Here is a 19793-nt window from a genome sequence, read left to right on the forward strand (position 1 = left end):
TACCGGTCAAACGGACTCCGCGCTGCTGAGGGAGCGTAGTCTCGATAGTAGGAAGCCTTCCGCTATGGCGGTCCGGTGTCCTACGGGCAGGGTGCGCATCGAGTAGCCTGCCGCCAGTCGGGGTAGTTGCTCTGGCGTTCGTACAGAATTGAGGCCGCATGGCCCCCGACCGCGACATCTCTGACAGTGAAAAGCTGCAGGCTCTGCTGCTCGAGAGCCCGGGCTTCACAGAATTCCTGCTCGGTCTGAGCACCATTTCCGCTTCGCTGTTCAACCAGGACGTCCCAATGCACTGCGCCATCACGGTGGAGCGCACCGGCGGGCCTACCACCGTTGCCAGCAGCAGCGCCCTCGCCCAGCGCCTGGACGAGCAGCAGTATGCGTTCGACGACGGCCCCTGCCTCACCGCGCTGCGCACGGGTCATACAGTCCTGATCCCTCAACTCACGGACGATCCACGCTGGCAGCGATACGCAGATGCAATTTCAGGCGAACACATTCAATCGATCCTTGCCGTCCCGATCCTCATGGATCATGCCTCGGCCGGCGCGCTCAACTGCTACTCCAGGGACATTGCTGCATTTGACGCCGCGATGGTTGAGTCCGTGGAAGAGCACGCCGCTTCGTTATCCACCATTCTTCAGCTGGCTCTGCGCGTCCACGAACCGGAACACTATCCTGACGACCTGTCTGACGTACTGAGATCCCGCGCGGTGGTCGATGCAGCCGTGGCGCTCGTCATGGCTCAAAACCGCTGCAGTCGCGAAGCAGCAATGCTGATGCTGCACGTTGCTGCGCGGCACCACGACGGACGGGTGCAGGCTGTTGCCCAAGAGCTACTCGACACGGCCCGCGCGAGAACGGTGATCAGCCGCACCGCGAATCAGCCAGGCTGACTCGTAGGGCACAGGCAGGAAGGCGCAAGGTTTCAAAAATGAGCCGAGCACGGGAAGATGATATTCGAGGTTCCGATCAGAAAGGATGCCGGACGTGGAAGTACAGGGTCGCGCCTTTCTCCAACCGGTCGGTACAGAGAGTGCCGAACTGGTGATGCAGCTGCAGGATCTGCTCGCGGACAATGCTGATGTCCAGGAATTCCTAACGGAGCTGAGTCGGATGGCCTCCGAGCAGCTTTCCCTGCCGGACAATCCCATCTCCTGTGGAGTGACGGTTCTTCGCCGGAAGAAACCGCTGACGGTAGCCAGCAGCGACGAGCGTTCCAGAACACTCGATGAAGTGCAGAACAGCTACGGCGACGGTCCGTGCCTGACCGCGCTCCGCGATGGCGCCATCATCAGCGTTGCGGAGGTGGAGAACGAAACCCGCTGGCCAGACTATATGCGTGCCGCGGAATCCTGTGATGTGCAGTCCATTCTCTCAGTGCCCATGGACGTCAGAAACTCCGGCAAGGCAGTCCTCAACCTCTACTCACCGCGCGTCCGCGGATTCTCGGAGGACAGCATCCTTGCTGCGCAGGACGTTGCAGAAGAGGCAGCCAGGGCGCTTCACCTTGCATTGAAGATTGCGCAGCTCAATGAGCTCAAGGACAATCTCAGTGCGGCGCTGGAATCCCGGACGACTATTGCTACAGCAGTTGGCATCATCATGGCCGAGAACCGTTGTTCCCGAGAAACGGCGTTCCAGATCCTCGTTGATGCCAGCAGCCACCGCAACACCAAAATGCACACGCTGGCCGAAGGCGTCATCGGTCGGGTAGCAGGTGATCATGACAAAGCTCCGGATTTCGACGAGTAAGCCCTCCGAACTGCACCCTGCCCGTCAAGCCGAAGGCACACCATGATCAAGAAACCGCCACTGGATGAGCTGTCCGCCGCCGTCGGCCGCATTCTGGGGGTGCTGCTGACGCAAGAGAAAGTGGACGACGCCGTCCACCACCTGGCCCAGGCGGTGAAAGAGTCGATTCCCAGCGCCGTGGGGGCGGGAGTCAGCATCCTCGATTCCAGCGGGCAGAGGACCAGCACGGGTTTCACCGACCCCGTCGTGCAGCAAGCAGACCGTTTCCAGTATGAGCTGGGGCAGGGACCCTGCCTCACGGCCTGGGCCTCTGAGGAGCAGGTGCTTGTCGACGATGTCGCTCTTGATCGCCGGTGGCCCGAGTGGAGCGCGGCGGTCCGGGAGCTCCCCATTCGCTCGGTGGCGAGCGTGCCGCTCATGGTGGAAGGGCACGCCATCGGCGCATTGAAAGCGTACGCAGGAGAACCCGGTGTCTTCACCATCGAGACAACCTCCCTGATGCATATTCTGGTCAGCCCGGCGGCAACGCTCCTGTCCCATATCCAGAGCAGGGAAACCGTTGAGCGCATGAGCGAAGGCCTGCAGACGGCGCTCCATAGCAGGGACCTGATCAACCAGGCCTGCGGAATACTCCTTGAACGGAAAGGCCTCACCTCTGAGCAGGCATTGATGGAGCTGATGAAGACCGCTAGGCAGGAGCGAACCTCCCTTCGCGGCGTCAGCGCTGAGCTGGTGGCCGGAACCACGGCCCGCAACACCTGAGGTTCATCGTGGGCTTTGAAAGCTACGAACCTGAACAGCGCCAGGGTCTCAGCGAGGTCCTGGCGCGAGCGGACATCACCACGGGCGAGCTGTGGCTTCGCTATTTCAGCATCGGCGGTTCCGCCGGAGAGTATGAGGTGGACGCCTACCTGCAGAGCCTGATCTCGTTGCCGAAACTGGAACGCGACCTCCTGGCCATGGCTGCGAACGGATTGTGCGCCGACGGATCCGGTCCGCGCGCTCCCTACTCGGACGAACTGCCGCCGGCGGACGCCCCGCAGGACTGAGAGCGCACGCTACTCTGCCGGCGCTGCGGTACTGGAACGCACAATCATCTCGGTGTGGGCCGTGTGGTTGGAGCGTTCTCCCGACTCGGCGGGGCCGGCGAAGAGCTGAAGCATTCGTTGCACGGCACGGCTTCCCTGCAACGCCGGGTACTGCGCGATGGTGGTCAACCCGAAAACCTCGCCGAGGTCATGTCCGTCAATGCCAATCACCGAGAGGGCATCCGGAACCCTGATTCCCAGTTCCCGTGCGGCAACAATGGCGCCGATCGCCATCTCATCCGAGGCGCAGAAGACGGCGGTGGGACGGTTCCGGGGATACCCGAGCACCTGTTTGGCGCTGGCATATCCACCGGGAATCGTGAAGTCCGCATAGGCAAGCCATGAGGGAAGAATTTCCAGACCGGCAGCTTCCATGGCTACCTCGTAGCCGCGGCGGCGGCCTTCCGAGATATTGAAGTCCCTGGCAGCGTCCTCAGGCCCGCCGATGTAGGCGATCCCGCGGTGTCCCAGACTGATCAGGTGTTCGGTGGCCAACTGGGCAATGGCGAACTCGTTGACGCTGATGGTGTCAGCGCCGGGAAGGGGACCACCGATACCGACAATCGGCTTGCCCACCGCCAGCAGCTGTCCGAGTTCAGTTTCGGACAGCTGCAGGGAAACGGAGATGACGCCGTCGCAGCGTTGGCGCAGCAGGAACTCGGAGAAGACGCGGTCCCGGTGGCCCGCGCCGTCGCTCACGTTATACAGCGTCAGATCATAGCCAGCGTCCAGAAGTGACGCCGCAACGCTGTCCACAATCTGGGAAAAATACCAGCGATTGACTGATGGAACAACGACGCCGACATTGCGGTTCCTGCCCGAGGCAAGTGATGATGCCGAGAAGGACGGCACGAAGTCCAGCTGCTTTGCAGCCTCAAGAACCTTCAACCGTGCCCGCTCGGACACCTGGCCGTTGCCGCTGAGGGCACGGGATACCGTGGCAGTTGAGACGCCGGCGAGCGCTGCAACATCCTTGATGCCAACCACGGTGCCCTCCCTCAGAGCAAAGGACGGGCGCGGTCCTCTTAGTTGAGTTTTATCCATACGCACCGGTTCGGCGCCAGGACGCCCTCTGCACCGGCATCCGCGTGACTCCCTGCGATGACCGTGCCCGATGGTACATAGGCATCAGATTCTCCCATGTTCATGATCACCATGACGTCATTGTTGAGAAACGCGATGATGTCCGTGTCCATGTAATCCGCAGCCCAACTCAGCGAGCCGGCACCGAGACGGAGCTGTTTGCGAAGTGCGAGCGCCGAACGGTACAGGTTGAGGGTGGAATCTGGATCGGTCTGCTGGACGTCACGCGCCAGCGTGTACCAGTCCTCCGGCTGGGGCAGCCACCCGCCGCTGGTGGAGCCGAATCCGTAGTGCGGTTCGTCCGCCCTCCATGGCAGCGGGACCCTGGACCCGTCCCGGCCTACGCGTTCTCCGCCGGTGCGGATGAACGTCGGGTCCTGGCGCTGTTCGTCCGGGATGTCCAGGTGATCGGGCAGGCCGAGCTCCTCGCCCTGGTAGAGGTAGACGCCACCGGGGAGTGCCAGCATGGCCAACGACGCCGCCCGTGCACGGTCGAGCCCGACCTCCGGATTGTTTTCGCCTAACCGCGTAGCGTGCCGGGTGACATCGTGGTTGCTCAGGACCCAGGTGGTTGGTGCATTCACGCTGTCGAACGCTTGCAGCGAATCAGTGATGATCCCGCGAAGTTCAGCGGCGTTCCAGGGGTGGTGCAGGTAGGCGAAGTTGAAGGCCTGGTGCATCTGATCATGGCGGACCCAGTTGACCAGACGGGACAGCGGATCAATGCTGGCTTCCGCGCAGAGGATGCGGTCGCCGTCGTACTCTGCAAGAACTGACCGCCACCGGCGGTAGATGTCGTGGATCTCTTTCTGGCCGAACATCGGCGCGGCGTGGCCCGGGTAGCCGTCCGAGGAGCAGCCGTCGGGGCGGCCGCCCCAGTCCGGCAGCCCGTCTGCCTTGACCAGTGCGTGCGCAACGTCAACGCGGAAACCGGTGACGTTGCGGTCCAGCCAGAACCGCAGGATCCGCTCGAACTCGGCGTGGACGGCAGGGTTGTCCCAGTTGAAGTCCGGCTGTGAGGAATCGAAGAGGTGGAGGTACCACTGGCCGGGCGTACCGTCGTCGTTCAGTGTGCGCGTCCAGGCGGACCCGCCGAAGTGGGACTGCCAGTTGTTCGGCGGGTTTGAGCCGTCCGGTCCGGTGCCGTCGCGGAAAATGAACATGGCCCGTTCGTCCGAGCCCGGCCCGGCGGTGAGGGCAGCCTTGAAGAGCGGGTGCTCGCTGGAGCAGTGGTTGGGAACGAGGTCGACGATCACCTTGATGCCCAGCTCGGATGCGCGGGCAGTCAGCTTGTCGAAGTCGTCGAGCGTTCCGAACATCGGGTCGACGTCGCAGTAATCGGCGACGTCGTAGCCGCCGTCGCGCTGCGGGGAGGTGTAGAACGGCGACATCCAGATCGCGTCAATGCTGAGGTCGGCCAGCTGGTGCAGCTCGGCGGTGATCCCGGCGAGGTCCCCCTGGCCGTCGCCGTTCAGGTCCCGAAAAGATCGCGGGTACACCTGGTAGATCACGGACGAGCGCCACCAGGCGTCGTCGTCGTGAGCGGTGTGAAGGGGTTCGTGGAAAGCGGGCGCTACAGACTGCGCGGACACAGCAGGGGCCAGGGAAACAGCGTTGGGCATGAGGAACATGCTAACCCCGGTTGCCGAGAAAATGGAAGCGTTTACATGAATGAGAAGTTACCCCCACTCTTGCGAATGCCGGTATTCCGCAGAAACTGGGCGATCCCAGCCGTGTTGTTGTACAGACTGGCCGTAAGCGCTTACGATGTGTTGTGCCTCACTGGTTCCGTTTCGGATCCGACGTGTTCGGCGCAACCAAACAGGTCTTCCATTTACAACCGCGCTATGCAGCGCAAACCCTCAGTATCGGCTGCCTCGCGGCGCCACAGAAAGGTTCACCAATGAAGGTGCAAACAACCAGACTCCTGAATCGCCGGACGCTGGCCACCGCGGCTTTGTCCGTCGCGATGCTGGCCGTCACTGCCTGCGGTGGCGGATCCACCGACACCGCCGCGGGAGAATCCGCTGCGCCAACCGACCTCGCTGAAGGCGGATCGACCACCCTGACCATGTGGGTGGACGCGGAGCGCGCTCCGGCACTTGAGCAGATCGCCGCCGACTTCAAGGAAGATACCGGCATCTCGATCGACCTTGCGGTGAAGGACTTCGCAGCGGTACGCGATGACTTCATCACCCAGGTGCCTACCGGCAACGGACCAGACCTGATCGTCGGCCCGCATGACTGGATCGGTACCTTTGTGGAGAACGGCGTTGTTGCTCCCATCGAACTGGGAGACAAGGCTGGAGAGTTCCAGGAGTCCGCACTTCAGGCCATGTCTTACGAGGGCAGCCTGTACGGCGTGCCGTACGCAGTCGAGAACATCGCGCTGCTGCGCAACACCGATATGGTCTCCGAGGCTTCCGAGACCTTCGATCAGGTCATCGAGAAGGGCCAGGCAGCGGTTGACGCCGGCGAAGCCGAGTTCCCGTTCCTGGTTGGCCTCGATCCCAAGCAGGCGGATCCGTACCACATGTACCCGTTCCAGACCTCGATGGGCGTTCCTGTCTTCGCTCAGAACGAGGACGGCAGCTACGATCCCTCGAAGCTGATGCTCGGTGAGCCCAACGGCGTTGAGTTCGCGAAGAAGCTTGTTGAGTGGGGCGACACCGGTTCCGGCGTCCTGAACTCCAACATCACCGGAGACATCGCCAAGGAGAAGTTCCTCGCCGGCGAGTCCCCTTACTACCTGACCGGCCCGTGGAACGTTCCTGCTGCACAGGAGGCCGGCATCAACCTGGCCATCGATCCGCTGCCCACCGTGGGTGATGAGCCCGCCCAGCCGTTCATCGGCGTCAACGGCTTCTTCATCTCCTCGCAGAGCTCCAACGCTCTCGCAGCCAACGAGTTTGCAGTGAACTACCTGACCACCGAAGAGGCGCAGGACGCGATGTTCAGCGTCGGCGGCCGTCCCCCGGCACTGACCGCGTCCTTCGACAAGGCAGCGTCAGATCCCGTAGTTGCCGCATTCGGTGAAATCGGCGCCAACGGCGTTCCGATGCCCGCCGTACCCGAGATGCAGGCAGTCTGGGCCGACTGGGGCGCAACCGAACTCGCTCTCATCAAGGGCGCCGTCAAGCCGGAAGAGGCCTGGCCGGCAATGGTGAAGAACATCGAGCAGAAGATCGCTGCCGGATAGCTACACCCTTTGAAAGCCGTTGTGGGCCGGACAGACCCCGGCCCACAGCGGCTTCGCTTTACCTGCATACCTGCCTCATTGCCTTCCACCTGCCCGGCCCGCTTCGCCGAAGTGCCCTCAACGAAAGCTCCGCCGCATGCCCACCACCACTGCCTCCCCCGCCGAGTCCACGAAGCGGTCCCGGACCCTTCGCCCTTCAGATTCCGTTGCCGGTCTCCTCGCAAAGATCATTCTGCTGGGACTCGTTGACGCCTTTGCCGTCTATGTCCTGATTGTCCTGTTTCTGCAGGAAAAGTGGATAGTGCTGGTGCTGGCCGCTGCGGTCACACTACTCATCAACTGGATCTACCTCCGGCGCGGCGGGCTGCCCGCCAAGTACCTGGCCCCGGGAATTTTCTTCCTCCTGCTCTTCCAGGTGTTCGTCATGATCTTCAGCGGCTACGTTGCGTTCACCAACTACGGTGACGGCCACAACAGCACCAAGGAAGACGCCATCTCGTCCATCCAGCTGGCGGCGCAGCAGCGGGTACCGGACTCCCCCGCCTACCGGGTCACCATCGTTGAGCAGGGCGGCGACTTCCACTTCCTCACCACCGATCCCGACGGCGACATCAGCATCGGCAGCACGGAAGAACCGCTCGAAGAAGTTTCCAACGCCGTCACCGACGGCACCGGCAAGGCGACCGAACTCGAGGACTACCGCACCCTGCAGTTCGACGAGATCCTCGCGAACCAGTCCGAGATCCTTGCGCTGACCGTCCCGTTCTCTGAAGATCCCGACGACGGAACCCTGCGCACCAGCGACGGCTCCACTGCGTACGTGTTCAGCCCAACCCTTGTCTACGACGACGCGTCCGACACCTTCACCGACACTGAAACCGGAACGGTCTACTCAGACTCCGGCGAGGGAACCTTTGTCTCTGCGGACGGTCAGCAACTCAACACCGGCTGGAAGATCGACGTCGGCTTTGCGAACTTCGTCAAGGCATTCTCCAATGAGGACATCCGCGGACCCCTCCTGCAGGTGACCCTCTGGACGTTCACCTTTGCGCTGATCTCGGTGCTGTCCACGTTTGCGCTCGGCCTGTTCCTGGCCAACGCTTTCAACCACCCGAACCTTCGCGGCAAGAAGATCTACCGCATCCTGATGATCCTGCCCTACGCGTTTCCCGCCTTCCTTGCCGGCCTCGTCTGGTCCGGTCTGCTCAATCCGGAATTCGGCTACGTCAACAACACGTTCTTCGGCGGCGCGAACATCCCGTGGCTCACGGATCCATTGCTCGCGAAGTTCAGCGTGCTGCTGGTGAACCTGTGGCTCGGATTCCCCTACATGTTCCTGGTGTGCACCGGTGCGCTGCAGTCGCTGCCCGAGGACGTCAACGAAGCCGCACGGCTCGACGGCGCCAGCCCGTGGAAGCTCTTCACCTCCATCAAGCTCCCGCTCCTGCTGGTCTCGGTTGCTCCGCTGCTCATTGCGAGCTTCGCGTTCAACTTCAACAACTTCAACGTGATCTACATGCTTACCGACGGCGGCCCGCGGCTGTCGGACACCACGGTCAACGTGGGCGCAACGGACATCCTGATCACCATGGTGTACGAGGTTGCGTTCGGCAGCGGCGTGGGGCGTGACTACGGCCTCGCAAGCGCGCTGTCCATCATCATCTTCTTCATCGTTGCCGTGATCTCCGTGATCAGCTTCCGGCAGACAAAGTCTCTCGAGGAGATCAACTAATGGCTACCGAAACCCCCACACCGCTCCTCGCTACGCCCAGTCACGGCACGACGACGCCGCCACCGGAACGCCGCAAACAGTCCTTCGGTGCGTGGTTCCGTGACAAGGGGTGGCGGCACGTGGTCGCGGTCATCACCACGGCGTTTGCGATCTTCCCGCTGCTGTACGTTCTGTCTGCTGCCCTGAACTCCACTGGCACCATGGCCGGTTCCAACGTGCTCTTCAGCCGGATTGACTTCGGCAACTTCGAGGAACTGTTCAGCAATCCCAACCGCCCGTTCGGCAAGTGGTTTATGAACACGCTGGTGATCGGCGTTGTCACCTCGGCGGCAACGGTCTTCCTCGGGGCTTTGGCCGCCTATGCATTCAGCCGCATGCGGTTCAAGGGCCGCCGGGTCAGCCTGCTGTCCCTGCTGGTACTGCAGATGTTTCCGCAGCTGCTTGCCGTCGTCGCAATTTTCCTGCTGCTGAACTTCATCACCGATGTGGTGCCGTGGCTGGGACTGGGCAGCCAGCTAGGGCTGATCATGGTGTACCTCGGCGGCGCGCTCGGTGTGAATACCTACCTGATGTACGGGTTCTTCAACACCATTCCGGCGTCCCTGGACGAGGCGGCGCGCATCGATGGCGCCAGCCACGTTCAGGTATTTTTCACGATCATCCTGCCGCTGGTGACGCCGATCCTGGCCGTCGTCGGGCTGTTGGCTTTCATTGGGCTGAGCAGCGAGTTTGTGATTGCCAGCGTGGTGCTCAATGACCCGGACAACCAGACCCTGGCGGTTGGCCTGTACTCCTACGTGGGTCAGCAACGGTCCGAGAACTGGGGAGTGTTCGCCGCCGGTGCTGTGCTGGCTGCCCTGCCGGTCATGGCGCTGTTCCTTTACCTGCAGAAGTACATCGTGAACGGGCTCGCGGCCGGATCGGTCAAGGGCTAAGGAACGATGTTCCAGGTTCCGCATCACGACGGATCGGCACTGTATGTGCCGTCCTCCCCCGATCTCGGTGCTGCGGTGCCGGTCCGTCTTCGGGTGCCGCATGCGTTCGGTTCGGTCGAGCGGGTGTTTGTCCGGTCGCTGCGTGATGCGGAGCCACACTATGACGAGGCGGTCCTTCTCGGCACGGACGGTGCGTGGGACTGGTGGGAGGCCTCAGTTCTGCTGGTGAATCCTGTGACGCGGTACCGGTTTCTGCTGGAGGTTGGCGCTTCCGAGGGCTCATCCTGGCACTGGCTGAACGCCGAGGGGTTCTTCACCCGGGATACGCCTGATGTGCACGACTTCCGGATGGTGACCCATGAGCCTGCACCTTCATGGGCGCGGAGCGGCGTGATCTACCAGATCTTCCCGGACCGGTTCGGGCGTTCTACGTCGGCGGCATCCGAAGCCCCGGATTGGGCGGTTCCCTGCGATTGGGATGCTCCGGTTCAGCCAACCGGCCCCGATACGCCGTACCAGTTCTATGGCGGCGACCTCGACGGCATTACGAAGCGGCTCGATCACATCGCCTCGCTCGGCGCCACGGTGGTGTACCTGACGCCGTTCTTTCCGGCGCGTTCCAACCACCGGTACGACGCATCGACGTTCGCCATGGTGGATCCGTTGCTCGGCGGCGATGAGGCGCTGATCCGGCTCGTTTCGGCGGCTCATGAGCGGGGCTTGAAGGTGATCGGTGACCTCACCACCAACCACACGGGAGCTGCGCACGAGTGGTTCCGGACGGCGTCGTCCGATCCTGCCTCCGAGGAGGCCGGTTTCTACTACTTTTCCGAGGACGGCTCCGAGTATGCGTCGTGGTTTGGTGTGCCGAGCCTGCCCAAGCTGAATTGGCTCTCCCCTGCGTTGCGGGACCGCTTCGTGAGCGGGCCGGGGTCCGTCGTCGCGCGGTTCCTGCAGGCTCCGTTCAATCTGGACGGTTGGCGGGTCGATGTGGCGAATATGACCGGCCGCCATGGGGACGTGGACCTGAACCATTCGGTGGCTTCTGCCGTGCGCTCGACGATGCGGTCTGTCAATCCTGACACGCTGTTGCTTGCGGAATCGACCAATGATGCAGCGCAGGATTTCGACGGCGACACCTGGCACGGGGCCATGACTTACTCGAACTTCACGCGTCCGCTGTGGCAATGGCTTGCTGGGTCCTCGGACGTCAACTTCTTCGGGACTCCCCTGCCCGGTCCCAACCGTATTCCGGCCGAGCAGTTCGTGGAGCTGCATGCAGTGTTTGCGGCGGCATTTCCGTGGCAGGTCCGGACGCAGAACATGATCGCGCTGAACACGCATGACACGGCGCGGGCTTCGACCGTCATGGTTCCTGGTGGACAGCTGATCGGGCTGGGCATTCTGTTCTCGATGCCCGGGATTCCGACGCTCTTTGCCGGTGACGAGTTCGGTCTTGAAGGCATCAACGGTGAAGACTCCCGGACGCCGATGCCGTGGGATTCACTTACGACATCGCATCAGGACCTGTACGACGCCGTTGCTCACCTTGGCAGGTTGCGTCGGGATGTCCCTGCCTTGGCTTTCGGAGGACTGCGGTGGTTGTATGCGCAGGGCGATGTGCTGGTTTACCTCCGTGAGCACGTGTCCGGTTCGGTGTTGGTTGTGGCTTCACGGTCTGGGTTTGACGAGGTTCAGCTTCCGTTGGACCTGATTGGTGTCCCTTTGGACGGTCAGCCTACAGAACTGTGGAGTACGGGCAGTATCTCGGCGGAGTGGGCTGCCGATTCGGTAGGTTTCAGCGGCGACGGGCTCGGGATTGGGCTGTGGCAGTTGCCGGGGGTTGGGTATGGTTTCAGCCCGTGATTCCCAGTACTGCGAGCGCCACCGCTATGGCAGCCAGCACAGCAACAACTACCACCACTCGTCGCGAACCGCGCAGTACTGTGAAGCACGCCGCCGCTGGGAGAGCGATGCCGGCGACTGCACCTCCAATCAGCAGAGCTGAGTAGCCCGGACGCATTCCGGTATCCCGGGGAGAGCCCAGCCCTGATGATTCAACGTAGAGGGCGAGAACACAGCCAAGTGTGGCCAGTGCACCGGCGACAGCGAACGCGATACAGGCCCCCGCGACCAGCGGGGACGATCGCTGCTGACCAGCGCTACTTCGGGTAGACCTCATTTCACCCTGCTCGATTTCCCGCCAGATAGGCGACGCGATGATTCTGGATGCCTGTGAGGGGGTGCCAGCTCTCGAAGAGTATGCGTCGCGTCCGGCAAAGACAAGGGTCGAGCTGATTTTGCCTGTGGTCGACATTCCGACGTCGGATCCCCCCGGGAGCCAAGCGGTTGACCCGGCGAAGCGCTCAGCCGGTGATCGTGAGCGGTTCAATCCGGGCTGCGCAGGACACTCGTTGCAGCGGCACGTCAGCCTCGGACACACGATTATTCCGGCCGGTGTCATCACACCAGTCAACGTTATGCGGGTAAGCCTCAACCGCTGCTTTCCCTGTCGCGGCCTCTTCCGGGACCTCGAACGAATAGCTGAAGCCGCCGGCGTCGTTCATGGGTGCGGTTGTGTCGATAATCTTCCGGCCAAGTGAGTCGGTGACGATTACCTGAATTTCGGCGCTCCCTCCGTAGCGGGGATCGCACTCAGCATCCTGCGCGTGGACCGTCACCGTTTCACCGATTTCGACGGTTGACGGGCTCACCGAATGTGTGGGCGGCATGCAGGGCGGAGCGCCGGGGCCGAAAGTGCTGCACCCAGTCAGGGCGATACAGGAGCCGCTCAAGCCTGCTGCGAGTATCGCCGCTGACCGCTGGGTCAGTGTGTGGTGAGACGTTCGAGGCATCCCCATCTGACCATTATGGCGCTGATCCGCCCTATTGCTTCTGCCAGGCTCCGCAGCGTGTGGTGTTGAAGTCCTGCCCTTCGACGAGTGTCACCGTGGGACGGCCGCCACCAGGGATGTCGTTCTTGCAGCGCCCTCGTTTGACGAGCTCATCCCGACTCTTACCCATGTTCTCGCCGGAAGCGTCCTCGTCGCTCACAACCTCTCCTTCGACTCCCGCTTTCTTGCGCACGAGTTCGCATCCGCAGGTACACCTCTCCCTACCGGCTACTTGAGCGGACTATGCACCATGCGGCTGGCACACACCTACCTTCCGGGCGCCGGCCGTGCACTCCGCGATTGCTGTGACTCATTCGGCATCGAAACAGGTAGATCACACAGCGCGGGCGACGATGCCTTTGCGGCAGCTCAGCTACTTGGCCGTTACATCGATCTCGACCGCGAGTTACAGCTGTGGGACGACCACCTCCATACCGGTGCCAGCCTGAAATGGCAGTCGTACGGCACCTTCCCTCCGATTGCGCCCGTACTGCGTCGACCCATCGACTTCGTGGAACCTCACTTCCTCGCCCGAATCTCCCAGCGTCTGCCTGAATACAGCGGTCCGCACGAACACGAACAGTACTTGGCCCTCCTCGACCGCGCACTGCTGGACCGGCATCTGTCAGCAACGGAAGGAAGCGCTCTGGTCGACCTCGCCCATGAACTCGGAGTCGCCCGTGAAACCGTACGCGACCTGCACCGACACTACGTTCATACTCTCGTCGAAGCAGCTTGGGGTGACGGAGTCATCACCGAGGACGAAGAACACGACCTCGGACTGGTTGCCAAGCTTTTGGACGTCCCTCAGGAAATCGTCGCAGAAGGACTCGACACCCGCCCATCAGCTCCTGCTGCAATTTTCGAGCGACGGAATGGGCTCGAACTTGGAGACACCATCGTTCTGACGGGCCAGATGCAACGTGATCGCGCCGAGTTGGAACAGCTGATTATCGACGCAGGCTACACGCCTCACTCCGGAGTGACGAAGAAGGTGAAGCTCGTCGTCGCTGCTGATCCTGACAGCCTGTCGGGCAAAGCGCGCAAAGCGCGAGACTATGGCATTCCGGTGGTGAGCGAAGACTATCTGTTGCAACTGATTGGAGCATGATTGTGCAAGACAAATTGAGTTGGCCCGGTTTGGGCATGGTGAACCGGTAGGCCATCGGGGTGGTCGTTACATCTGGCAGCTTTCTAACTCGACGAATCTTCTCATCTCGTGGTTGCCCGTATCCGACCGACCGGCCTCGACTGTCGAAGACGAGCTTCTTCTGGATGAGTTCTTCCTAATCCATGGGCAACTGCCCTTCGCCAATCTCAGGCGCTGAGAGAGTTGGGCGCTAATATGTACATCGCTGATCTCGAAACGTACATTTAGATTATGACCACCGTCAGCGTGACGAACGCACGAGCGCATCTCCCCGAACTGATCGAGGACGCGCAAAACGGCGCCGTTTTCCTTGAACGGCGCGGGAAGCTTGAAGCAGTGATGATCAGCCCACAACACTATGAGCGCATGGTGGAAGCGCTCGAGGACAGCGAAGACATTGAGGCGTTCGACGCTGCAATGGCTGAGGAAGGGGAGAACATTCCCTGGGACCAGGTCAAGGCCGACCTCGGCTGGACATGACCCGTTACCGCGTCGAGTTACGTCCCGCCGCTGTAAAAGCCCTCCGCCGCGTGGACCATAAGGACCGCGGCCGAATACAGGGAGCCATCGCCCTTCTCAGCGAAGACCCCCGGCCTCCTGCCGCCCGGGCGCTTCAGGGAAGGCCCGGCATGCGCGTAAGAGTAGGCGACTACCGCATTATCTACACCATTGAGGATGACATCCTGTTGATCGTCGTCGTCACTCTTGGCCATCGCAAGGACGTCTACCGCGGACGTGTCGACTAGCAGTTCGGAGCCCAAGCGACGATACGACGCCGTTGCTCACCTTGGCCGGTTGCGTCGGGATGTGCCGGCCTTGGCTTCCGGAGGACTGTGGTGGGTGTATGCGCAGGGCGATGTGCTGGTGTACGTCCGTGAGCATACTTCGGCATCGGTATTGGTGATGGCTTCACGCTCGGGGTTTGAGAGCGTTTCGCTTCCGTCGGACCTGCTCGGTGGTCTTCCGCGGCGACGGGCTCGGGATTGGGCTGTGGCTGTTGCCGGCGGTTCGGTTCCTTCCGCGTGACCCGGTGTGAGCCTTCCGCACCCGATACCCCCAGAAACGGCCGGCCCGAGCCCAAAAACTGCCCGCAGGCGCAAGCCCGCCGGTTCGAAGCGGCGACCCTGCACCTACGGGCAGTTTTTGCCGGGGCACTTGAGTGTCGTCCTGATCATGGCTGGCGTATGCTAGCGCGCATGGGAATGGTCCCTACGAAGTTCTGGCGTAACCCCTCGGTGACCTCATGGAAGGCTTCCCGGTGAGGGCCTCCGTGCCGGCCACTGTTCTGGGCCTCCTGCTACTGCTGACCGGCTGCACCGGCAACGGCGGCGAAGTGACCGGTCAGACGCAACAGACGCCTTCCGGGTCCGCGTCTTCACCCAGCCCGTCGAGTTCACCGAGCACGTCGAGCACGTCCCCGGGAGCCGTGGAGTCCGCTCCGGAGTTACCGCCGAGCAGCCCACCGGCTACTTCCAGGTCGCTAGCCCCCGAAGAACAGATCGCGCTGAATCAGAACCTGATCGACGCTGCGTGGGAGAACGACGTCGCCGAAGCCAGCCGGCTCATCGAGTCCGGTGCTGACGTCAACTACGAGGACGAGACTCAACAGAGCGCATTCCTCATCGCGGCAAGTGAGGGCTACCTCGAGCTGCTGGAGCTGACCTTGAGCAACGGTGCGGACGTCCACGCGCTCGACAGTTTCAACGGCACCGCTCTGATCCGCGCCGCGGAGCGTGGCCACGCGGACGTGGTGCGTAGGCTGCTGGAGACCGATGTGGACGTTAACCACGTCAATAACCTGGGCTGGACCGCATTGAACGAGGCGATTATCTTCGGCGATGGCTCGCCCCGATACGTGGAGACCGTGCAGCTGCTCGTCGACGACGGTGCCGATGTGAGGTCTCCCTCCCAGGGTGATGGTCTGACGCCTTTGCAGCAAGCCACTTCTCTGGGCTTCGAAGAGGTCGCTGCCGTTCTGCGCACAGCGGTGGAACAGTAGAGCGCAGGCTCGACCGTCGTCGTTCCTCACACCCGCCCGAGGACGTCGATATCCTCCAGGAATTGCCGGTGCACCTCTTCGCTCACGGTGGTCCGCGTGTCCTCGATCGCGTCCAGGTAGTCCTGGGTGGCCGGACCCTTGGTGGTTCCCTCCGTGGCTCCACCGCCACCGTTGCCATAGACCGCTTTCTCCAGCGCCCGCTGCGAAGCGCTCCGCGCGGCGTATTCAATATCTGCTGGAGTGAACCCATCGGTGCGCCGCACCAGAAGGGGCACATCGACGTCGTTCACCACTGAGGTAGGAATGAAACGCTGCCACATTGCCTCGCGCGCCTGCTGATCCGGAAGTCCAATGGGGATGACGTAGTCGAAGCGTCCGTGGCGCAGGAACGCGGAGTCCAGGGTGCGGATGAAGTTCGTGGCACAGATGAGGAGCCTGCCTGGCTGTTCACGGAAGGCCGGAATGATCTTCAACAACTCGTTGGTGACGCCCTGCAGCGGAGACGGCGGCTCACCCGACCGATGCGAGGCAATTTCCTCGACCTCATCGATGAAAACGACCGCGTGCTCAAGCTCCGCGACCTCCAGGAACGTTTCTCGCAAGGCTCCCGCGAGTCCCTTGGAATCGGAAGCCAGCCGCGAGGGGAATATCTCCACGAAAGGCCATTCAAGCCGTGAGGAAATTGCTTTCGCGAAAGTCGTCTTGCCGGTGCCCGGCGGACCAAAGAGAACGACGGCGCGTGGAGGCACTACCCCGAATTCGTCAGCCAGATCCGCTTTGGCCAGGGGCAACACCAGGCGCCGCTCCAGCAGTTCCTTTTCCTTGCGCATCCCGGAAACGTTCTCCCACAGGCCGCGTGCAAGTACCCTGCCTCCCAGTGAACTCAGCGGTTCGAGCTCCTGCCGCTGAACCGGAATTTTCCGCTCGAGATAGCGCAGGTTCTGTTTCAGGCTGAAACCCCGGGCAAGGAATGCTCCCACCCGAGTTTCAGCTTCCGGCATCAGCGCCGACAGCTTGTTCAAGCCGTGTGGCGCCATACGGGTTTCGACGCCGGCGAGCAGCGCCGTTCCGATTCCGCTGCTGCGATACTCAGGCAGGACGGCCAGAAAAACGATCCACCCCTGATCATGCGCTGCCCTCCCGACGGCGGCGCCGATCACCTGATCGCCCTCCACCGCGACAACGGCATAATCCTTCTCGCACGATGCCAACACTTCCGAAAGCGCATAGACGGATTCGGCGCTTGCAGCTTTGGCAGACTCCCAGAGGTGCAGTATTCCGTCCAGATCGGTGGTGTGAAAGTCGCGGACTCGCCACTTGGTCATGATGCACCTTCCTTGGTGGAGGCAACGCGTACCTATACTCTCCAGCACGATGACGCCATCTGTTGGTGAAATCTCGAAGATGAAGTCGTCTTTCTTCGCGAGCTGACCATGACGGGCGATTAGGGGGCCTTGGACCGGGCACAGCCTGCCCGCCGGTCGTTCAGACTACTCTTGACGCCGAACTTGCCGCCGGGCGACCATAAAGCATCATTTCTCCTGGGTCTCCTTATTGATGGCGGTCATTCATGTCCTGGGACTTTCTCCAAACGCACTGGAGCTCTCGCCTGGCCGGGCCCTCCGCTCTGGCCGGCGGAGCCTTGGGCTCACTCGCGATAGTCCTCCACTCCCTCCAACCGAGCGGCTGCGTCGGAAGTGAGTGCGGCGCTCAATCGATGCGGACTGCGTCAGGTCTTGTCACCGGCCTTGGTTCTGTTGCGGCCATCCTCGTTCTCATCGGGATCATTGGGTTGACCTTCAGGGCACGTCTATCCGGACGTCCGCCGAGGCTCATGCACACCGGGCTGGGATTCGCCGCCCCGGGCTTTCTGGTGCTGCTTGCAGCGGTCCTTCTCCAGGCCGCGTTCTTCGATGGTGACTTTTCCGGCATGCCCTACTTCGTCGTCGTCGGCATGGTGGCGCTCATTATCGGGTTTGTGCTGATCGGCATCTTCATCCTCCGCTCAGGAGTGCTACCGCGGTGGATCGGCGTCTTCCTTGTGGTGAGCAGCGCACTGCTGCTGGTGGCAAACGAACAGACCTCAGCAGTCCTGTTTGCCGTTCCGTTCCAGCTCGCGATCGCGTCGGCAGGCTACGTCATGTGGACGGCAGACAGGCGGGAACGTAAGTCTTCGCATCCCGGATCGCTGCGTGTGAAAGCACGGTGAAGGGCGGCTTCTTCCGGCTCTTTAGGCATCGATCCAAGAATGTCAGAGCCGGATGATTAGCTGTTTTCTATGGGAATCAGGATGTGGGAGACGCTCGAGGAAGCCGATGGGCTGACTCGCGAAGAAGCGTACGAGCGCGTTCTCGATGCCGCCTACGCTGAGGCGGACCAGCGCTGGTGGGACCTGCATCCCGGCCAGTCCTTTTCGCTGGATTGGGATGATGAATTCGACGACGGCGAATCCGAGGCGCGTTCCCGCGCCGCCGTGGACTCAGCATCGGCGTACCAACTGGTTGGCCGGTTGCAGAACATTCGGTCGTCAGAGTCCCGGCGGTCGCGGTCCATCGCTGACAGTCTCGACCTACTCCGGGCAGCACAGCGGTTGGCGTCCTGGGCCGCAGCCAGACAGGCCGTACTGATCGCTGATGTCTTCGACCATATTCGCGCAATTGACGGCACCGCTTTGGGGAAGCCCGGGGAGGGTGGCACCTCTCCGGATCTGAGCTTCACCATGGCGGCTGAGGAAATCGCCCCGTTGCTGCGGGTGCCGGGAAGGGCAGCGCAACAAATGCTCGGTGAAGCGCTGCGTTTGAGGGAAGACTTACCGGGAACGTGGGAGGCGCTTGACGACGGCACCATTAGCCCCACTCAGGCGCAGGTCATCGTTCAGGAATCGCAATGCATTCCGGCAGAGGCCACGGCCGGGTTTGAGGATGCGGTCCTGGAAACGGCCGGCGCGCTGACGCGCCCCAAGCTCGTCCGGCGCTGCAGGCAGCTCCGCGAGAAACTGCATCCCGAGTCGATCATCGAACGGAAAACCCGTGAGGTGAAAGATCGCCGCGTTGCAGTGGAGCCTGAGCGGGACGGTATGGCCTGGCTCAGCGCCTATCTTCCCGCGGAGCAGGCACACGGGATCTTCAACCGTGTGGACGCCGCGGCCCGCTCCTTGCAGGGTCGCGACGAGGCCCGCACTCTGTCACAGTTGCGTGCGGATGTGTTCGCTGACGTCCTCACCCATACCTGCACCGGTGACCCGGAGAAGGGCACGGGCTTCCGCGGGGTAGGAGCCACAGTGTTTGTCACCGTTCCCGTGATGACCCTGCTCGGTCACAAACGCACTGACTGGCAGGATCTTTCCGGCGCACGCGGCACCGACTTCGATGAAAGCGCGGCGGTGAACTTACCCGCTGACGCTGTGGAGGCTGTTGCGCAAGAAGCCCATGCAGGAGCGCCACGCGTTGCCGGCGCGCTCGCCATCGAGAGCGCCGCCCCGGATCTCGAGGGCTGTGAAAACGGCTACCTCGATGGATACGGGCCCATGGACCCCGAAACGGCCAGGAACCTCGCAGCGCATGCACCGAGCTTCACCAGAATCCTCGTCCACCCTGAAACGGGCGCGGTGCTCAGCGTCGGCAGAGACAGATACCGGCCACCGAAACACCTTCAGGATTGGGTGAGAATCACCAACCCGACCTGTATTCATCCGGGGTGCAACCGGTCGTCGTGGTCCTGCGAAATCGACCACATCATCCCCTGGGCACACGGCGGGCAAACGTCGCTGACTAATCTCGGGCCTCGGTGTAAACGACACCACATGATGAAGACCGAGGGCCTCTGGTCTATCGGGCAGGACGACTCCGGCACACCAAACGTCACGTCGCTCGGTGGTGAGACCTACGTCGAACCACCCGAACTACCGCCACCGTTCTAGCGGAGAATGCACGACGCCCCTCGTCAGCCCCCAATACAG

General features: G+C 62.2%; 20 protein-coding genes. 15 read left to right on the plus strand and 5 right to left on the minus strand.

Features of this window, described 5'->3' with window-relative positions; translation table 11 throughout:
• The first annotated feature begins 158 nt into the window (after window positions 1-158).
• From P4U43_RS03305 to P4U43_RS03320, 4 genes are all read left to right on the plus strand, one after another.
• On the plus strand, window positions 159-896 hold the full coding sequence (locus P4U43_RS03305) for a GAF domain-containing protein (RefSeq protein WP_277357426.1): 738 nt from the start codon (window positions 159-161) through the stop codon (window positions 894-896).
• A gap of 85 nt (window positions 897-981) precedes the next feature.
• Window positions 982-1755, plus strand: a complete 774-nt coding sequence (locus P4U43_RS03310) for a GAF and ANTAR domain-containing protein (protein ID WP_404800692.1) — start codon at window positions 982-984, stop codon at window positions 1753-1755.
• A gap of 42 nt (window positions 1756-1797) precedes the next feature.
• Entirely contained in the window at window positions 1798-2517 is a 720-nt protein-coding gene (locus P4U43_RS03315) for a GAF and ANTAR domain-containing protein (RefSeq protein WP_277357428.1), read from the plus strand.
• A gap of 8 nt (window positions 2518-2525) precedes the next feature.
• Complete coding sequence (locus tag P4U43_RS03320; protein WP_277357429.1) at window positions 2526-2804, plus strand: hypothetical protein; 279 nt, start codon at window positions 2526-2528, stop codon at window positions 2802-2804.
• Window positions 2805-2813: 9 nt separating this feature from the next.
• Here P4U43_RS03320 and P4U43_RS03325 read toward each other — a convergent pair whose 3' ends face one another.
• Window positions 2814-3830, minus strand: coding sequence for a LacI family DNA-binding transcriptional regulator (locus tag P4U43_RS03325; RefSeq protein ID WP_277357430.1), 1017 nt, complete (start codon window positions 3828-3830; stop codon window positions 2814-2816).
• A 38-nt stretch (window positions 3831-3868) separates the two neighbouring features.
• Window positions 3869-5548 (minus strand): glycoside hydrolase family 13 protein, encoded by a 1680-nt coding sequence (locus P4U43_RS03330; RefSeq protein ID WP_277357431.1) that lies wholly within the window; start codon window positions 5546-5548, stop codon window positions 3869-3871.
• 281 nt (window positions 5549-5829) lie between these two features.
• On the opposite strand from P4U43_RS03330, the gene P4U43_RS03335 reads away from it, so the two are divergent.
• From P4U43_RS03335 to P4U43_RS03350, 4 genes are all read left to right on the plus strand, one after another.
• Complete coding sequence (locus P4U43_RS03335) at window positions 5830-7125, plus strand: sugar ABC transporter substrate-binding protein (protein ID WP_277357432.1); 1296 nt, start codon at window positions 5830-5832, stop codon at window positions 7123-7125.
• 136 nt (window positions 7126-7261) lie between these two features.
• Window positions 7262-8857, plus strand: coding sequence for an ABC transporter permease subunit (locus P4U43_RS03340; RefSeq protein WP_277357433.1), 1596 nt, complete (start codon window positions 7262-7264; stop codon window positions 8855-8857).
• Window positions 8857-9792, plus strand: coding sequence for a sugar ABC transporter permease (locus P4U43_RS03345; protein WP_277357434.1), 936 nt, complete (start codon window positions 8857-8859; stop codon window positions 9790-9792). Before P4U43_RS03340 ends, P4U43_RS03345 begins: the two co-directional genes overlap by 1 nt.
• 6 nt (window positions 9793-9798) lie before the next feature.
• Window positions 9799-11658: a glycoside hydrolase family 13 protein gene (locus P4U43_RS03350; RefSeq protein WP_277357435.1), complete on the plus strand. Its 1860-nt coding sequence runs from the start codon at window positions 9799-9801 to the stop codon at window positions 11656-11658.
• On the opposite strand, the gene P4U43_RS03355 is transcribed toward P4U43_RS03350, so the two are convergent.
• Together P4U43_RS03355 and P4U43_RS03360 are read right to left on the minus strand one after the other, a co-directional pair.
• Window positions 11648-11974, minus strand: coding sequence for a hypothetical protein (locus tag P4U43_RS03355; RefSeq protein WP_277357436.1), 327 nt, complete (start codon window positions 11972-11974; stop codon window positions 11648-11650). The two genes, P4U43_RS03350 and P4U43_RS03355, sit on opposite strands and share 11 nt — an antisense overlap.
• Before the next feature lie 184 nt (window positions 11975-12158).
• Window positions 12159-12506: a hypothetical protein gene (locus P4U43_RS03360; protein WP_277357437.1), complete on the minus strand. Its 348-nt coding sequence runs from the start codon at window positions 12504-12506 to the stop codon at window positions 12159-12161.
• Between the two features lie 175 nt (window positions 12507-12681).
• Here P4U43_RS03360 and P4U43_RS03365 point away from each other — a divergent pair, with 175 nt between their 5' ends.
• From P4U43_RS03365 to P4U43_RS03385, 5 genes are all read left to right on the plus strand, one after another.
• The gene (locus P4U43_RS03365) at window positions 12682-13797 is read left to right on the plus strand and encodes a 3'-5' exonuclease (RefSeq protein WP_277357438.1); all 1116 of its coding nucleotides are present in this window, start codon (window positions 12682-12684) and stop codon (window positions 13795-13797) included.
• A 270-nt stretch (window positions 13798-14067) separates the two neighbouring features.
• Complete coding sequence (locus P4U43_RS03370) at window positions 14068-14316, plus strand: type II toxin-antitoxin system Phd/YefM family antitoxin (protein ID WP_277357439.1); 249 nt, start codon at window positions 14068-14070, stop codon at window positions 14314-14316.
• The gene (locus P4U43_RS03375) at window positions 14313-14582 is read left to right on the plus strand and encodes a type II toxin-antitoxin system RelE family toxin (protein ID WP_277357440.1); all 270 of its coding nucleotides are present in this window, start codon (window positions 14313-14315) and stop codon (window positions 14580-14582) included. The genes P4U43_RS03370 and P4U43_RS03375 overlap by 4 nt, the downstream gene beginning before the upstream one ends.
• On the plus strand, window positions 14572-14862 hold the full coding sequence (locus P4U43_RS03380; RefSeq protein WP_277357441.1) for a hypothetical protein: 291 nt from the start codon (window positions 14572-14574) through the stop codon (window positions 14860-14862). Before P4U43_RS03375 ends, P4U43_RS03380 begins: the two co-directional genes overlap by 11 nt.
• Before the next feature lie 217 nt (window positions 14863-15079).
• The gene (locus P4U43_RS03385) at window positions 15080-15835 is read left to right on the plus strand and encodes an ankyrin repeat domain-containing protein (protein ID WP_277357442.1); all 756 of its coding nucleotides are present in this window, start codon (window positions 15080-15082) and stop codon (window positions 15833-15835) included.
• Between the two features lie 26 nt (window positions 15836-15861).
• Here P4U43_RS03385 and P4U43_RS03390 read toward each other — a convergent pair whose 3' ends face one another.
• The gene (locus tag P4U43_RS03390; protein ID WP_277357443.1) at window positions 15862-17160 is read right to left on the minus strand and encodes an ATP-binding protein; all 1299 of its coding nucleotides are present in this window, start codon (window positions 17158-17160) and stop codon (window positions 15862-15864) included.
• A 392-nt stretch (window positions 17161-17552) separates the two neighbouring features.
• Here P4U43_RS03390 and P4U43_RS03395 point away from each other — a divergent pair, with 392 nt between their 5' ends.
• Entirely contained in the window at window positions 17553-18044 is a 492-nt protein-coding gene (locus P4U43_RS03395) for a DUF4386 family protein (RefSeq protein ID WP_277357444.1), read from the plus strand.
• Window positions 18045-18113: 69 nt separating this feature from the next.
• A complete protein-coding gene (locus tag P4U43_RS03400; protein WP_277357445.1) occupies window positions 18114-19754 on the plus strand; it encodes an HNH endonuclease signature motif containing protein in 1641 nt (546 codons plus the stop codon).
• Window positions 19755-19793: the final 39 nt, after the last annotated feature.

Source organism: Arthrobacter vasquezii, from assembly GCF_029455255.1.
GTDB classification, from domain to species: domain Bacteria; phylum Actinomycetota; class Actinomycetes; order Actinomycetales; family Micrococcaceae; genus Arthrobacter_D; species Arthrobacter_D parietis.

Coding starts and splice junctions, on each gene's coding strand:
- P4U43_RS03340 (WP_277357433.1), top strand. CDS start 7,262: ATGCCCACCACCACTGCCTCCCCCGCCGAGTCCACGAAGCGGTCCCGG.
- P4U43_RS03395 (WP_277357444.1), top strand. CDS start 17,553: ATGCGGACTGCGTCAGGTCTTGTCACCGGCCTTGGTTCTGTTGCGGCC.
- P4U43_RS03315 (WP_277357428.1), top strand. CDS start 1,798: ATGATCAAGAAACCGCCACTGGATGAGCTGTCCGCCGCCGTCGGCCGC.
- P4U43_RS03350 (WP_277357435.1), top strand. CDS start 9,799: ATGTTCCAGGTTCCGCATCACGACGGATCGGCACTGTATGTGCCGTCC.
- P4U43_RS03355 (WP_277357436.1), bottom strand. CDS start 11,974: ATGAGGTCTACCCGAAGTAGCGCTGGTCAGCAGCGATCGTCCCCGCTG.
- P4U43_RS03330 (WP_277357431.1), bottom strand. CDS start 5,548: ATGCCCAACGCTGTTTCCCTGGCCCCTGCTGTGTCCGCGCAGTCTGTA.
- P4U43_RS03310 (WP_404800692.1), top strand. CDS start 982: ATGCCGGACGTGGAAGTACAGGGTCGCGCCTTTCTCCAACCGGTCGGT.
- P4U43_RS03375 (WP_277357440.1), top strand. CDS start 14,313: ATGACCCGTTACCGCGTCGAGTTACGTCCCGCCGCTGTAAAAGCCCTC.
- P4U43_RS03385 (WP_277357442.1), top strand. CDS start 15,080: ATGGAAGGCTTCCCGGTGAGGGCCTCCGTGCCGGCCACTGTTCTGGGC.
- P4U43_RS03345 (WP_277357434.1), top strand. CDS start 8,857: ATGGCTACCGAAACCCCCACACCGCTCCTCGCTACGCCCAGTCACGGC.
- P4U43_RS03390 (WP_277357443.1), bottom strand. CDS start 17,160: ATGACCAAGTGGCGAGTCCGCGACTTTCACACCACCGATCTGGACGGA.
- P4U43_RS03400 (WP_277357445.1), top strand. CDS start 18,114: ATGGGAATCAGGATGTGGGAGACGCTCGAGGAAGCCGATGGGCTGACT.
- P4U43_RS03335 (WP_277357432.1), top strand. CDS start 5,830: ATGAAGGTGCAAACAACCAGACTCCTGAATCGCCGGACGCTGGCCACC.
- P4U43_RS03305 (WP_277357426.1), top strand. CDS start 159: ATGGCCCCCGACCGCGACATCTCTGACAGTGAAAAGCTGCAGGCTCTG.
- P4U43_RS03370 (WP_277357439.1), top strand. CDS start 14,068: ATGACCACCGTCAGCGTGACGAACGCACGAGCGCATCTCCCCGAACTG.